The following is a 15,549-nucleotide window of genomic DNA, read 5'->3' on the forward strand; positions in this document are numbered from 1 at the left end:
TCGATAACGACGGGCGACGCGGCGATAGTTGCAGCGTATGCAGATGATCCAGCGAGGTGAAGACACTGAATATGCGTATTTGAGTGGTGTGTGTCCGCTCAGTTTGCGAATGGTGCGAATCACCCGGATCGTGGTTGGGTGGACGATCGACAACCAGGTGGCACCGGCCGAGGGGCGACGAGGATGCAGAAGATCTACGGCGGCCCGCGCCTGCGCCGACTGCGGGAGGAACGCGGCCTCACCCAACTCGAACTCGCCCGGATCCTGGACCTGTCGGCGAGCTACGTGAATCAGATCGAGAACGACCAGCGCCCGTTGACGGTGGCGGTGCTTCTCAAGCTCAACGCCACGTTCAACCTGGACGCCCAGTTCTTCGCGGCGGAGGAAGACGCCCGCCTCGCAGCGGATCTCCAAGAGGTCCTCGCGGCGATGGGGACGACGCCACCGACGCCGACCCTCGTCGAAGAGTTCGTCGCGCGCATGCCGGAGATCGGCACGGCGCTGGTGAACGTGCACCGTCGTCTCCTGGCGGCGACCGAGCAACTGGAACAGTACAGCGCGCACCTGGCCACCCCGTCCGAGTCGGGCGCAGGACAATCGCTCCCCATGCCGTTCGAGGAGGTGCGAGACTTCTTCTACGACAGGCACAACCACATCGCCGAACTCGACGACGCCGCCGAGCGCCTGTTCGCCGGAAGCGGCCTCCGCCTGGGCTCACTGGACACCCAGTTGACCGCTCTCCTCGAATCGGAACACGACATCGTCGTGCGGCTGCGCACCGATCCCCCGGACCGCCCGGGCCCGAAACGGTTGTACGACGCGACCAATCGGATCCTGACGCTGTCCCGCCACCTCACTGCGGGCCAGCGGGCCTTTCAGATCGCCACGCAACTGGCATTCCTCACCCAGGCAACGGAGATCGATCGGCAGGTCGCATCGGCGGTCGGGTTGAGCGACAACGCCCGGGAACTGGCGCGGATCGGTCTGGCGAACTACTTCGCAGGTGCACTCCTGCTGCCGTACAACCTGCTTCTCGACGCGGCCGAGCAACTGAACTACGACATCGAGATGCTCGCATTGCAATTCGAGGTCGGGTTCGAGACGGTCTGCCACCGGCTGTCGACGATGCAGCGCCCGACCAGGCGCGGAGTGCCGTTCTTCTTCGTCCGGACCGACCGAGCCGGAAACATCTCGAAACGACAGTCCGCCACGGCCTTCCATTTCTCACGCGTCGGCGGGAGCTGCCCCCTGTGGGTGGTGCACGACGCATTCGGCACACCGGGGCGCATCGTCACCCAGGTGGCGCAGATGCCCGACGGCCGCACATACCTGTGGATCGCGCGCACGACGGACGACGGTGCCGGGCCGTACGGAACGCCGCAGCGCAGCTTCGCCGTCGGTCTGGGCTGCGACATCACCCATGCCGCGCGGCTCGTCTACTCGCGCGGCCTGCGACTGGACGACCGAATGTCCCCGGTGCCGATCGGCGCCGGCTGCAAGATCTGCGAGCGAACGGACTGCGCGCAGCGTGCGTTCCCGCAGATCGGCCGGTCGACCCGGGTGGACGTGAACCTCAGCAGCCGGCTGCCCTACCCGTAGGCGCTCGGCACCTGTGCGCGAGTGCGGTAACTCCCGCTGCCAAACTCGCGCACAGGTGCCGCAGGCGCCTAGAGTTCGCTGCGGACGGCGACGGTCGCCTCGACCATGTTGCGCAGCGACGCCTCCACCTCCACGGGCCCGCGGGTCTTGAGGCCGCAGTCCGGATTGACCCACAGACGCTCGGCCGGAACGGATTTCAGCGCCTCGCGCAGGGATTCCGCGATCTCGTCGGCGGACGGGACCCGCGGCGAGTGGATGTCGTAGACACCGGGACCGACGCCCAGGTCGAACCCGACCGCGTTGAGGTCGCCGAGCACCTCCATGTGCGAGCGGGCCGCCTCGATCGAGGTGACGTCCGCATCCAGGCCCGCGATCGCGTCGATGACCTCACCGAACTCCGAGTAGCACAGATGGGTGTGTATCTGGGTGTGATCGGCCACTCCCGAGCTCGCCAGCCGGAATGCCCCCACCGACCAGTCCAGGTACGCACGCTGGTCGGCGATCCGCAGAGGCAGGAGCTCCCGCAGCGCGGGCTCGTCGATCTGTACGATCACCGCCCCGGCCGCTTCGAGATCGACCGCCTCGTCGCGGATGGCGAGCGCGATCTGACGCGCACTGTCCGCCAGCGGCTGGTCGTCCCGAACGAACGACCACGCGAGGATCGTGACCGGACCGGTGAGCATGCCCTTGACCCGTTTGTCGGTGAGCGACTGCGCGTATCCGGTCCAGTCGACGGTCATCGGACGCGGGCGGGAGATGTCACCGAAGAGGATCGGCGGACGCACGCATCGGGAGCCGTAGGACTGCACCCACCCGAACTCGGTGGCCGCGAAACCGTCGAGCTGCTCGGCGAAGTACTGCACCATGTCGTTGCGCTCCGACTCGCCGTGCACCAGCACGTCCAGGCCCAGCTTCTCCTGCAGCGCAATGACGTCCGCGATCTCGGCGCGCATCCGCGCAACGTACTCGGCCTGGTCGATCGTGCCCGAGCGCAGCTCCGCACGAGCGACCCGGATACGCGAGGTCTGCGGGTACGAGCCGATCGTGGTGGTCGGCAGCAGCGGCAGACCCAGCCGCTGCGACTGCAGTTCCCGACGTTGAGGGGCAGATGCACGACCGGCCTCGCCGGCGATCTCGTCGAGCCGGCGCCGGATCTCGTCGTTGCGCAGACGCGGGTCGCTCGTCCGCGATGCGACAGCGGCCTCGGACGCCTCGAACGCCGCGGCCACCGCGTCGCGGCCCTGGGCCAGGGAGGTCGCGAGGGTCGCGACCTCCGAGATCTTCTCCGTTCCGAACGCCAGCCACGAGCGCAGGGCCTCGTCGAGGTTCGATTCCGCGTCGAGTCCGTATGGCACGTGCAGCAGCGAGCACGAGGTCGACACCGCAAGCGCGCCGGCCGACCCGAGGAGTGCACCGAGGGAGGCCAGGGCGCGGTCGAGGTCGGTGCGCCAGACGTTGCGCCCGTCGACGATGCCGGCGACCACCAGCTTGTCCGCCAGCGCGGGCACCGACCACGCGCCGGCGTCGGGGTTGCCCGCGACGAGGTCGACGGCGATCGCCTCGACGGCGGTGCTCGCCAGCGCGGGTAGCGCCGGACCGAGGTCCCCGAAGTAGGAGGCGACGAGGATCGCCGGTCGCTCCGCGGACGCGGACAGCTGCTCGTAGACCCGGCGGGCCGTCTCGATCTCGGCATCGGTGCGGTCGGTGACGAGGGCAGGTTCGTCGATCTGCACCCAGGTCGCGCCCGCCCGGGACAGCTGCCCCAGCAGGTCCTGGTACAGCGGAACCAGCTCGTCGATCCGGCCGAGCAGCTCGTCGGCACCGTCGACACCCTTCGACAGCAGCAGGAAGGTGACGGGTCCGATGACGACGGGCCGCGCCGGGACACCCTGCGCCAGGGCCTCTTCCAGCTCGCCGAGCACCTTGCCCGGGTCCAGCGCGAAGGTCGTCCCGGGCCCGATTTCGGGGACCAGATAGTGGTAGTTGGTGTCGAACCACTTGGTCATCTCGAGCGGCGCGACGTCCGCGGTGCCGCGGGCCGCGGCGAAGTAGCGGTCGAGCGGGTCCGAGATCCCCTGTACCCGAGCGGGCAGGGCACCGAGCATCGCGGCGGTGTCCAGGACCTGGTCGTAGTAGGAGAACGTACCCACCGGAACCGAGTCCAACCCGGCGTCCTGCAGCTGCGCCCACGTCTGGGCGCGCAGCGTCCGGGCCACGTCGTCCAGTGCGGCGCGGTCGATTCGTCCGGCCCAGTAGGACTCGACTGCGCGTTTGAGTTCGCGGCGCGGCCCGATCCGCGGCGATCCCAGCACCGTCGCGGTGAAACGAGGCTGATCGTCAGGTGTTGCGGTCACGAAAGTGCTCCATGGCGTGCGTAGGTGTGGCCGCCGCCGAGAGACGGGTACACCTGACGAAGCCCACCTGCCGCCCGAGGTCGGGCAGCAGCCGATACCGCCCACGACGGGGACGGCACTGTGCCGCATGCAGGCCCACCCGCCCGATCCACGAGGCGGCGAACCGCCGGGCACGGCGTGCCCGGCGCAGAGGGCAGGTCTTCGGACTCGCGGGCACCGGGTCGTACTCGACCCGACCTACTGGCCGTCGCTTCCCGGGCGGGATGCCCAGTGCTGATGACGGCGGTCGTTCCTGCATACCGCTGCGGGACAGTCCCGGATTCTCACCGGGTTCCCTCTCACCCCGACCGAGCGTGCTCGACCGGGATTCGACGCCGCGCTCCGTGCTTAGGGGCTCCTCATGACCGGGACGCGGCGAACCGACTGCACCGACGACAATAGCCGGGCGCGATCGGGTTGCGACAGGCCCCTCAGCCGGTCGAGGTCGTCAGTCTCGGGCGGTGAGGAGCGCGAAGATGCGCCGCAGTTCGTCCACCGTCGGCTCGGGCAGGTGGTCGCGCGCGTGCAGGAATCCGACACCCGCGTAGACCAGCACCCCGCTGCGCAGCCGGGCCTCCTCCGCGTCGAATCCCAGGTCGAGGAGAGCGCTCTGGACGACGGCGAACACCTGGTTGTCCAGTCGGGCAACGGAATCGGCGACCTGTGCGTCGCTGCGCGCCCAGTCCCGGACCGCGACCTCGACCGCCCAGCCGCGCTGCGAGGTCAATTGCGCGGCCATCGCCTCGAGTCGTTGGTCGCCGGGGATCGACGTCGTCTCCTTGAGCGCCTGCAGCGTCTCGTTCTGGATCTCGCACCACCGATCGGCCACCGCCTTCATCAGGTGGTCGATGTCGGTGAAGTGCCAGTAGAAGCTGCCCTTGGTGACGCCGAGCTCCTCGCACAGCCGGGTGATCTTCACCCCCGTGACACCCTCCCGGACCAGTAGGTCGAGGGCTGCCTCGATCCAGTCGTCGACGGACAGCCTGGCCTTGCCACCGGCGGCGCGGGCCGGCTTCTTCGCACCCGCCACGCCCTGTTTCGCCACCATCTCGCCTCTCTTCGAATGCCGCACTGCCATTCCAAGCTACGGCGCCCGCGGCCCGTTCACGAACCGTTCGGTGAGCAATCCCGGCACACCGCGCACGTGTGCGGCGAATCTCCACACAAACCCCGGTCCATACCATACAGTGCGGTATGGTCCTCGGTCCGAGGGAACCGAGAGTCTCGACAAGGGGTGTCACCGTGCAGGGACGGGCAATTGGACGCCGAAGTGTGTTGCGCGCACTCGGAGTCGGCGGAGTCGCGTTCGGGCTCGGCGTGGCACGTCCGGTCGCGACGGGGAGCGCCCAGACCGGCGGGTTCAAGAGCCCGCTGCTCTTCCATTCACCGCCGACGACACCGTTCCGTGCCGGCCTCGAACCATTGCCGACGGTGTCCGGTTCGAGGCTCCGAGTCGCCGCGGTCAACGCCTCCCATCGGTTCCACCCCGACCACGGCCCGGCCTCGACACTCGCCTACCGGGTCGACGACACCGCCGTCTCGTACCTCGGCCCGACGATCGAGGCCCACGTCGACCAACCCGTCGTGATGGAGGTGACCAACGAGATCCAGGGCCATCCGCTCGCCACGGATCTCGACACCAGCCTGCACGGCGTCTCCGAGACCTACCGGTCGTCCCCGCCGATCGTGCTGCACCTGCACGGCGGGGAGACCCCACCCGACAGCGACGGCCACGCCGAGCAACTGATCCATCCGGGCACCACGCTGACGCACCTGTTTCCGAATCACCAAGAGGCCGCGCACCTCTGGTATCACGATCACGCCATGGGCATCACCCGCGCCAACGTGTACGCCGGTCTCGCCGGCACCTATTTCCTGCGCGACCGCTTCGACACCGGAACCGCCGACAATCCCCTGGGCCTACCCGCCGGCGAGTTCGAGATGCCGCTGATCCTGCAAGAGCGGATTCTCCGTGCCGACGGCGGCCTGAGCCTGCGGTCGACGCCTGTCGTCCCCTCCGGTTCGTGGGAGGGCGGTGCCGTCGGAGATCTCGGCCTGGTGAACGGGGCGGTGTGGCCGGACATTCCGGTGGCGCGCGGACTGTACCGGTTTCGGGCGATCAACGGCTCGTCGTACAGCGTGTGGAACCTGCACTTCGACAACCACATGCGGTTCTGGGTGATCGGCAACGACGGCGGTCTGCTCGACGCACCGGTCCCCACGACGTCGATCCGCATGTCGCCGGGCGAGCGCTACGACCTGCTGGTCGACTTCTCCGATTTCGACGCGGGCGGTTCGGTGCACCTCTGCAACGACGAAGCACCCCCATTCCAGGCGGCGATGCTCGGCGAGGTCGCGATGCCGCTGTTCTGCCGCTTCACCGTCGGTTCGGAGCGCGGGTTCCGCGGACCCGTCCCGGCCACGCTGCGGGCGGGCGGACGCACACCCGATCCGCTGCCACCGCTGCCGACACCGTCCGTGATCCGGAACGTCTCGGTCAGCCAGCCGTACGCCTTGCGGATTCCTCCGGCGTACATGGCATTGAACAACCTTCGCTACACAGATCCCGACATCGAGATGCCCCGCGCAGGCACGGTTGAGCAGTGGAACATCGTCAACGTCACCGACGACCCCCACCCGATCCACCTGCACCTGGTGATGTTCCGCATCCTCGGCCGCGCGCCGCTGCGCACCGTGGAACTGCAGGCGACGAATCTCCAGCCGCCGTTGGGAATCCGCTGGACACCCGACCCGGAGCCGTACCTCGCGGGACCGATGCTGCCACCCGCGCCGTGGGAGGCGGGATGGAAGGACACGGTGCGGGTCGACCGCGGGACCGTCACCCGGATCCTGGTGCGTTTCCCGACGGCCGACGAGCTGGGCTTCGACCCGGACGCCTCCTTCCCGGCACCGTCGGCGCCTGCGCCGACGATGCAGGGGTCCTGGACGCCGATCCACAACGGGATCGATCACGGAACCGGGCACGGCGATCCCGTGGCCGACACCGAGAACGCCACCACCGAGCACGCGGACCACGCCTCCCACCCCGCGGGCGGTGATCTGCAGGGCTACATGTGGCACTGCCACATCCTCGATCACGAGGACCACGAAATGATGCTGCGGTACCGGGTGGTCACATGAGGTGCGCGTGACCACCCGCCCCGGAGCGGCCGCTGTCTCCGCGCTCGGCGAGTTCTACGCGCTGACCCTGGACACGGCGGCGGCCCTGTGGCGCACACCGTTCCAGTGGCGCGAATTCCTCGACCAGTGCTGGGCCGTGATCCGGGTGGCGCTGCTGCCGACGATCGTGATGTCGATCCCGTTCACGGTGCTGGTGGTGTTCACCCTGAACTCGTTGCTCACCGAGATCGGGGCGAGCGACCTGTCCGGCGCCGGCGCCGGGCTCGGCACGATCACCCAGATCGGTCCGCTGGTCACGGTTCTCGTGGTTGCGGGTGCCGCCGCGACGGCGATCACCGCCGACCTGGGATCGCGGGCGATCCGCGAGGAGATCGACGCGATGGAGGTGCTCGGCATCGACCCCGTGCACCGGCTGGTGCTTCCCCGGGTGCTCGCCGCGACGGTGATCGCCACCCTGCTCAACGGCGCGGTGTGCGCGATCGGTCTGGTCGGCGGATTCGTCTTCTCCGTGTACCTGCAGGACGTGAACCCCGGCGCCTACGTGCAGGGATTGACCCTGCTCGTGGGACTGCCGGAACTGCTGCTGTCGGAGGCGAAGGCCGCCGTGTTCGGTGCGGTCGCGGGCTTGATCGCCTGCTACCGCGGGCTCGCCGTCACCGGCGGGCCGAAGAGTGTCGGACAGGCCGTCAACGAGACGGTGGTGTTCGCGTTCGTGGCGCTGTTCCTGGTGAACATGCTGCTGACATCGATCGGGCTGGCTTTGACCGGAGCGTGACAAGGCACAACCGACAGGGGGGTTCGTGGCGAGCATTCTGACGACCACTGCGACACATCGCATCACGCGCGGGGCGCGGTCGGCGCTCCGGGCGGTCGACGACTTCGGCCGGCGTGCCCTCTTCTTCGCGGCGGCGGTGTGGTCGACCGGCAAGGCGTTGCGCCGGTACCGATCCGAGACCCTGAGGGCGATCGCCGAGGTGGGGCTCGGCACCGGACTGCTCGCCGCGGTCGGCGGCAGCGTCGTCATCATCGGCTTCATCACCCTGTTCGCCGGTGCGACCGTCGCGGTGCAGGGTTACCACTCGCTCGACAACATCGGCATCGACGCCCTCACGGGGTTCCTCGCCGCGTACGTGAACGTGCGGGTCGTGTGTCCGGTCACCGCCGGGATCGGACTGGCGGCGACGATCGGTGCCGGCACCACCGCCCAGCTCGGTGCGATGCGGATCAGCGAGGAGATCGACGCCCTCGAGGTGATGGCGATCCGATCGGTCCCCTACCTCGTCGGCACCCGGCTGCTCGCGGGCCTGGCCACCGTCGTTCCGCTGTACGCCGTCGCACTGGTCACCTCGTTCGTGTCGAGCCGGATCACCACCGTCCTGCTGCTCGGCCAGTCCGGTGGCGTGTACGACCACTACTTCTCGACGTTCCTCGTCCCCTCGGACGTGCTGTGGTCGTTCGTTCAGGTGATCGTGATGGCGTTCGCGGTGATGCTGATCCACACGTACTACGGCTATCACGCGAGTGGCGGCCCCGCCGGGGTGGGCACGGCGACCGGCCGTGCGGTGCGCCTGTCGCTGATCGCGGTGGTGACCGTGACCCTGGCCGTCGCGCTGGCGCTGTACGGCAGCGCCCGCGCGGTGCACCTGGCGGCGTGATGGCAACCAGATTCGCGGCAATCGTGTTGGCGGCCTTGCTCGTCGAGCTCGCCGTCCTGACCTGTGCGGCGTACACCGGAATCCTGGCCGCCGATCCGGTGCGGGTGTGGCTCGAGGTGCGGCGCGCCGGCCTGCTGCTCCAGAACGGGTCCCTGGTCAAGTACCACGGTGTCGAGGTCGGACGGGTGGTCGAGGTGTCCCGGGAGGAGCAGGGCGCGGTGGTCCGGGTCGAACTGGCCCCCGACGCCGCGACCGACGTCCCGGCCGGGGTCGGCGCCGACATCACCGCGACCACCGTGTTCGGTGCCAAGCAGGTCGTGCTCACCGATCCTGCCGTCGCGGCCACGGGCCCGATCGCCGACGGCGCGGTGATCCGCGCGGATTCGGTCACCGCCGAAACGAATTCGATCCTCGACCGGCTCACCGCCGTCCTCGACGTCGTCGAGCCGCAGCAGTTGCAGGCCACCCTGAGCGCCGCCGCGACCGCACTGCGGGGCAGGGGAACGGACCTCGGCCTGGCGCTGGACGACATCGACGCGGTGCTGGCCACGCTCGACCCGGCACTCGGAGCCCTGTCCACCGACATCTCCGCGGGCGCAGAGGTGTCCGGAACACTGGGCGACGTCGCCCCGAACCTGGTGGCATCGGCGCGGTCCGCGACCGTCACGGCCGACAGCGTGGTCTCGCACCGACAGTCCCTCGACGCTCTGCTGCTCGGCGTGATCGGTGTCGCCGACACCGGGACACCGGTGCTGGCCGACAACACGCGAGCCCTCACCGATGCCGCGGCACTGTCCCGGCCGACGACTGCGCTGTTCGCGGAGTACTCGTCCGGGTTGACCTGCTTCATCCAGGGCGCCGACGTGGCACGGGTCGGGGCCGAGAAGGTGTCCGGGGGCAACGGCCGGTCGATGCTGCTCAACAGCACCATCCTGTTCGGCGTCGACGCATACCGCTACCCGACCGACCTGCCGGAGGTGCGGGCGACCGGCGGACCCCGGTGCGGGGCGCTTCCGGAACTGACGGCCGCGGACGTTCCCGCGCCGTACGTCGCCGCGGACACGGGGGCGGACGTGTTCGGCCACGGGCGCACCGGCCCCACCGTCGACCCGAACTCGCTGCTGACAGTGCTGGTCCCCGGGCTGCCCGGCGGTGCACGATGACGGGCCGGGCGGTGGGGGTGGCGGTGTTCACCGTCGTGACGCTGGCGATCACCGCCGCACTGGTGCTGGTGTTCGGCCAGTTCCGCTTCCAGCCGACCACCGGGTACCGGGCGCTGTTCGTCGACGCATCCGGTTTGCATGCGGGCGATTTCGTCCGCATCTCCGGTGTCGAGTCCGGGCGGGTCCGCGACGTCACGATCACCCCGGACGGCGCTGCGCTCGTCGCATTCACCGTCGACCGGGCGGTCACCCTCACCGGCGACGCGTCCGCCGCGGTGCGCTACCAGAACCTCGTCGGCGACCGGTACCTGGAGGTCCGCCCCGGCACCGGCGCGGGCACCCTGCCCGGCGGGGCGACCCTGCCTCCGGAGCGCACCGAGCCGGCTCTCGACCTCGACGCACTGCTCGGCGGGTTCAAGCCCCTGTTCGGGGTGCTCGCGCCCGATCAGGTGAACGCGCTGTCCGGCGAGCTGATCGCGGTACTGCAGGGTCAGGGCGGGACCGTGGAATCGGTTCTGGCGCACACGGCTTCGTTGACGACGACCCTCGCCGACCGGGAGGAGGTGATCGGGCGGGTCATCGACAACCTCGACAGCACCGTCGAGACCTTGGCCGGCCGCCGCGACACCCTCGCCACCGCAATCGATCGGGCCGCGCAGCTGAGCAGCGGACTGGCCCGCGAGCGGCAGTCCTGGGGCGTGGCGCTCGAGCGCATCGACACCGCCGCCGGGGAGGTCGCCGGCCTGCTCGACACGTCTCGCCCTCCGCTGCAGGGCACCGTCGGCGAGTTGGGCCGCACGACAGCGCAACTCGACAGCGGACGCGACACCCTCGACAGCGTGCTGACGCGACTCCCGGACACCTACGCGGCGCTGAGCCGGCTCGGCGTCTACGGCAACTTCTTCAACTACTACCTGTGCGCGTTGCGAATCAAGTACACCGGGCCCGACGGCACCGATGCCACCACCCCGCTGTTCGGCCAGCCGACCGGGAGGTGTGGTCCCCGATGAACGAAAGGTACCGGCAACGGAACACCCTGCGGCTGGGCATCATCGGCACTGTCCTCGTCCTCGCCGCGGTCCTGGCGGGGCTACAGGTCCGGTCCCTGCCGTTCGTTGCGTCCGGCGCCGGCTACCGGGCGCTGTTCCTCGACACCGGCGGACTGCGGGTCGGCGACGCGGTCCGCGTCGCCGGTGTCGACGCCGGTCGGGTCACCGCCATCGAGATCGAGGGCGCCGCGGTCGCCGTGGCGTTCCGCCTCGACGCCCCCGTCCGGCTCGGCGACCGGACCCGGGTGGACATCGCGACCGCAACCGTACTGGGCGCCAAGAACCTTCGGGTCACGCCGGGCGGCGAGAATCCACTGCGACCGGGCGCGACGATAGGCACCGAGTCCACCACCTCGCCCTACCAGCTGACCGAGGCGCTCGGGGACCTCACCGATCGGGCGGAGCGGATCGACACCGACCGGCTCGCGGAGTCGATGCGCGTCCTGACCTCGACCCTGCGCCGCGTTCCGGACGACGTGCGGGCCGCGGTCGACGGAGTGGGACGGTTGTCGGCGACGGTGGCCGACCGCGACGAGTCGCTCCGCGGCCTGCTCGCATCTGCCGAGAGCGTCACCGGCGTCCTGGCCGAGCGCAGCGGGCAGATCGACACGCTGCTGACCGATGCAACTGCGGTGCTCGGCGAGCTGCGGGACCGCCGCGCCGTGATCGACACGCTGTTCGACAACGTCTCCGCGCTGTCCCGGCAACTGGACGGGCTGGTCGCGGACAACGAGGCGGCGATCGGACCGACGCTGGCGTCGCTGCAGTCGGTGCTCGCGGTGCTGCAGACGAACCGGGCGTCCGTCGCGGCCGCGATCGAGCGGCTCGGTCCGTACATCACCGAGCTCGGCGAGGCGGTGTCGAGCGGGCCGTTCTTCAACTCGTACATCCAGAACCTGATCCCGGGGCAGGTGATCGCCCCGTTCGTGCGGGCCGCCCTCGGGCTGGGACCGGCGCCGGGCGAGAACAGCACCGTCAATCCCCTGTCCGCTCTGGACGGGGCACCACGATGAGCGACGCCGAGGAGAAGGGAGCGGCCGTGGAGCCGGTCCGCAGGATCCGCCGCACCTGGGTGGTGCTCGGTGCCGTGGTCGCGGTCCTCGTCGCGGCCTCGTACCTGGTGGTGCCTCGGGTGACGACGATGGTCGTGGAGGCCGAGTTCACGAGCACCACCGGCCTGTATCCTGGGGACGACGTCCGCGTCATGGGAGTGTCCGTCGGCCGGATCGAGTCGATCCGGCCCGGACCCACGGCCGCCCGGGTTCGGATGCGGATCCAGCGGTCCCAGCCGATCCCGGTGGACGCCGACGCGATCATCGTCAACCAGAGTCTCGTCGCGGCGCGGTTCGTCCAGCTGACCCCCGCCTGGACCGGGGGCGAGCGGCTCCGGGACGGGGACACGATCGGCCTGTCGCACACCGCGGTTCCGGTCGAGTGGGACGCGATGACCGCGCAGCTCGACCGGCTGGCCACCGCCCTCGGCCCGCCGGATCCCACGCACCCCGAGACGGGCCCTGCCGGCGACCTGGTCGACGCGCTCGACGCGACCCTCGACGGCGAGGGCGAGAATCTGCACACCACCCTCACCCGGCTCTCCGACGCGATGCGGATCCTCTCCGACGGCCGCACCGACCTGTTCGCGACGGTGCGCAACCTGCAGGTGTTCGTCGCCGCACTGGCCGACAGCGATCGGCAGATCGTCGAGTTCAACGACCGAATGGCCACGGTCACCGAGGTTCTCGGCTCCGACACCGACACCATCGGCGCCGCGATCACCACCCTGGACACGGCGGTCGGGAACGTCACCCGGTTCGTCCGGGACAACCGGGACGCGGTCGGCGCGTCGGCCGACCAGCTGTCCGACGTGCTCGCGACCCTCGCCGCGCAACGCGACGGTATCGCGCAGATCCTGCACGTCGCACCGACCGCGCTGGCGAACATGAGCAACATCTACCAGCCCGCCCACAACGCGGTGGTCTCCGCGTTGGCGCCCGACAACTTCGCCAATCCGGTCGACTTCATCTGTTCGGCGCTCGCGGCGGCGGAGCAGGTCGGTGCCGAGCGCGGCGCGGAACTGTGCGTCCAGTACCTCGGGCCGGTCCTGAAGACCCTCGCGATCGACTCCCTTCCGCTGCAGTCGAATCCGACCCGAGGGGTGACCGCCCTGCCGGGCCAGGTCGTGCAGAGCGGAGACGGCGAATGACCAGGCTGGCCGGCGTCGCGCTCACCGTGGCCGTCCTGTGCACCGGGTGCGGGTGGCGCGGGGTGGAGTCGCTGCCGCTGCCCGCGACCGAGGGCCGCGGCGCGGGCGCGTTCACGGTGCGGATCGAGCTGCCGGACGTCTCGACCATCACGCCCAACTCGCGGGTGCTGGTCGACGACGTGACAGTCGGGTCGGTCACGGACATCGCGCTCGGCGACGGGCACGCCGTGGTGACGGTCGGTCTGCGCGGCGACGTGAACCTGCCCGCCAACACGACCGCCCGGATCGGCCAGACCAGCCTGCTGGGCGCCACCCACGTCGAGCTGGCCGCGCCGACCGGGGAACCGCCGGTGGGACACCTCGGCGACGGCGCGCGGATCGGGATCGACCGCGCCGACGCCTATCCGACCACCGAGCAGACGCTGTCCTCGCTGTCGCTGGTGCTCAGCGGCGGCGGGCTCGCGCAGGTGCAGGAGATCATGACCGAGGTCGATGACGCGCTGGGCGGCCGCGAGGACACGGTGCGCGACCTGCTCGGCCGGCTGGACACGCTGCTCGCCACCCTCGACGGCCAGAAGTCCGACATCGTGCGCGCGATCGACGGCCTCGACCGCCTGGCCGCCGAGGTCGCGGCGAATCGTGACGACGTGACGCGCGCGATCGACAGTCTCACCCCGGCGCTGGGCACCCTCGCCGACCGGCGCGAGGACCTGGTCCGGGCGCTCGACTCCCTCGGCAGGCTCGGGGACGCCGCGACCGCCCTGGTGACGAGCACCGGCGAGGACCTCACCGCGAATCTGCGCTCGCTGCAACCGGTCCTGCGCTCACTGGCCGATTCCGGTCCGTCCCTGACGGAGTCGCTGCGGTACCTGCTCACCTACCCGTTCCCGATCGACACGTACCGGAACGCGGTGCGCGGCGACTACGCGAACGGGGAGGTCACCCTCGACCTGCGGGCGGCCACCCTGGACAACGCACTGCTGCTCAGAACACCACTGGCGGGCCGGCTCGCCGGACCCGAGGGTGCGGTCGGGGCGCTGGCTCCCGCCACCGCGATCACCCTGCCGGACGTCGGCCGCCTGTTCTCCCCCACCGCACCTCGGCCCGCCGGAGGTACCCCATGACTCGATCGATCCGCCTGCGCCTGCTCGTATTCGGCCTCCTCGGGGTGGTGGCGATCGCGGTCACGGCGGTCCGGTACGCACACCTTCCCGAGCAGGCCGGGCTCGGCCGATACCACGTCACCGTGCTGCTACCGGACGGGGCGGGACTGTATCCGCGGGCGAACGTCACCTATCGCGGCACCACGATCGGCACCGTCGCCGAACTGCGCGCCGATCCGGTCGGGGCGCGGGCCGTCCTCTCCCTCGACTCAGACGTCCCGGTCCCGGCGGACCTCGACGCCGAGGTGCACAGCCTGTCCGCGATCGGCGAGCAGTACGTCGACCTGCTTCCCCGGTCGGCCGACGGGCCACCCCTCGCGGAAGGCGCGGTCGTCGCCCGCGAGCGCACGACGGTTCCACAGCGGATCGGCCCGACCCTCGACCACCTGCACGCGGCCCTCGCGTCGGTGGACCCGGACGCCCTGCGCCGCGTGCTCGACGAATCCTTCACCGCCGTCGACGGAGCCGGGCCGGACCTGGCCGCGCTGCTGGCCTCGACGTCGTCGTTCGCGGCGGACGCCGCGGCCGATCGCGATGCGCTGACCGGACTCGTCACGGACGCCGCCGCCGTTCTCGACCCGCTGGCGGCGAGCAGTGCACCGATCCGCTCGTGGGCGGCGTCCCTCGCGGATGTCAGCGGGACCCTCGCCGGGGTCGATCCGGCCCTCCGATCGGTGCTCGAGCGTGGTGGCCCGGCAACGGTGGAGGCAACCGCACTGCTGGACCGGCTGCGTCCGACTCTTCCTGTGCTGCTGGCGAACCTGACCAGCGTCGCGCAGGTGGCGCAGGTCTACGATCCGGCGATCGAGCAGCTCCTGGTGCTGTACCCGCCGATCATCGCGTCCACCCAGAGCGCGGGACTGGTCAACGCCGACGATCCGGGGCAGAACACCTTCTTCCTCGCGCAACTGAACGACCCCCCGCCCTGCACGACGGGCTTCCTGCCCGCGTCCGAGCGCAGGTCCCCGACCGAGACGGACACGGTTCCGACGCCGCCGGGCCTGTATTGCTCGGTGGCACCGGGTGATCCGACCGCGGTCCGCGGCGCGCGCAATCTGCCGTGCCTGGAGCATCCCGGGTACCGGGCCGCGACCGTCCAATTGTGCCGGGAGGCCGCCGAATCGGACTCTCCACGATGATTCCGAAAACACCTCTCCATACCATCGAGTACGGTATGGTTCGC

At 70.2% G+C, this 15,549-nt stretch carries 12 protein-coding genes and 1 riboswitch; of the genes, 10 read left to right on the forward strand and 2 right to left on the reverse strand.

Annotation, left to right across the window (positions count from 1 at the left end):
• Positions 1–183 precede the first annotated feature (183 nt).
• On the forward strand, positions 184–1,599 hold the full coding sequence (locus ACWDU4_RS07800; protein WP_450113298.1) for a short-chain fatty acyl-CoA regulator family protein: 1,416 nt from the start codon (positions 184–186) through the stop codon (positions 1,597–1,599).
• A gap of 68 nt (positions 1,600–1,667) precedes the next feature.
• Here ACWDU4_RS07800 and metE read toward each other — a convergent pair whose 3' ends face one another.
• Positions 1,668–3,953: a 5-methyltetrahydropteroyltriglutamate--homocysteine S-methyltransferase gene (gene metE, locus ACWDU4_RS07805; RefSeq protein ID WP_450113299.1), complete on the reverse strand. Its 2,286-nt coding sequence runs from the start codon at positions 3,951–3,953 to the stop codon at positions 1,668–1,670.
• Between the two features lie 194 nt (positions 3,954–4,147).
• Positions 4,148–4,320: riboswitch (cobalamin riboswitch) on the reverse strand.
• A gap of 120 nt (positions 4,321–4,440) precedes the next feature.
• A complete protein-coding gene (locus ACWDU4_RS07810) occupies positions 4,441–5,040 on the reverse strand; it encodes a TetR/AcrR family transcriptional regulator (RefSeq protein ID WP_450113300.1) in 600 nt (199 codons plus the stop codon).
• Positions 5,041–5,186: 146 nt separating this feature from the next.
• Between ACWDU4_RS07810 and ACWDU4_RS07815 the strand changes: the two genes are divergently transcribed.
• Genes ACWDU4_RS07815 through ACWDU4_RS07855 form a run of 9 tightly spaced genes read left to right on the forward strand, consistent with a single transcriptional unit; the run spans position 5,187 to position 15,505 of the window.
• Positions 5,187–7,133, forward strand: a complete 1,947-nt coding sequence (locus ACWDU4_RS07815; protein WP_450113301.1) for a multicopper oxidase family protein — start codon at positions 5,187–5,189, stop codon at positions 7,131–7,133.
• Between the two features lie 7 nt (positions 7,134–7,140).
• Positions 7,141–7,908 carry an MlaE family ABC transporter permease gene (locus ACWDU4_RS07820; protein ID WP_450113302.1) on the forward strand — a complete coding sequence of 256 codons (768 nt, stop codon included), beginning with the start codon at positions 7,141–7,143 and terminating at the stop codon, positions 7,906–7,908.
• A 25-nt stretch (positions 7,909–7,933) separates the two neighbouring features.
• Positions 7,934–8,788, forward strand: a complete 855-nt coding sequence (locus ACWDU4_RS07825; RefSeq protein ID WP_450113303.1) for an MlaE family ABC transporter permease — start codon at positions 7,934–7,936, stop codon at positions 8,786–8,788.
• A complete protein-coding gene (locus ACWDU4_RS07830) occupies positions 8,788–9,951 on the forward strand; it encodes an MCE family protein (RefSeq protein ID WP_450113304.1) in 1,164 nt (387 codons plus the stop codon). Before ACWDU4_RS07825 ends, ACWDU4_RS07830 begins: the two co-directional genes overlap by 1 nt.
• Entirely contained in the window at positions 9,948–10,961 is a 1,014-nt protein-coding gene (locus ACWDU4_RS07835; protein ID WP_450113305.1) for an MCE family protein, read from the forward strand. Before ACWDU4_RS07830 ends, ACWDU4_RS07835 begins: the two co-directional genes overlap by 4 nt.
• Positions 10,958–12,013 (forward strand): MCE family protein, encoded by a 1,056-nt coding sequence (locus tag ACWDU4_RS07840; RefSeq protein WP_450113306.1) that lies wholly within the window; start codon positions 10,958–10,960, stop codon positions 12,011–12,013. Before ACWDU4_RS07835 ends, ACWDU4_RS07840 begins: the two co-directional genes overlap by 4 nt.
• Complete coding sequence (locus tag ACWDU4_RS07845; protein ID WP_450113307.1) at positions 12,010–13,203, forward strand: MCE family protein; 1,194 nt, start codon at positions 12,010–12,012, stop codon at positions 13,201–13,203. Before ACWDU4_RS07840 ends, ACWDU4_RS07845 begins: the two co-directional genes overlap by 4 nt.
• Positions 13,200–14,327 carry an MCE family protein gene (locus tag ACWDU4_RS07850; RefSeq protein WP_450113308.1) on the forward strand — a complete coding sequence of 376 codons (1,128 nt, stop codon included), beginning with the start codon at positions 13,200–13,202 and terminating at the stop codon, positions 14,325–14,327. Before ACWDU4_RS07845 ends, ACWDU4_RS07850 begins: the two co-directional genes overlap by 4 nt.
• Positions 14,324–15,505, forward strand: a complete 1,182-nt coding sequence (locus ACWDU4_RS07855; RefSeq protein WP_450113309.1) for an MCE family protein — start codon at positions 14,324–14,326, stop codon at positions 15,503–15,505. Before ACWDU4_RS07850 ends, ACWDU4_RS07855 begins: the two co-directional genes overlap by 4 nt.
• Positions 15,506–15,549: the final 44 nt, after the last annotated feature.

Source organism: Rhodococcus sp. NPDC003348, assembly GCF_053589375.1.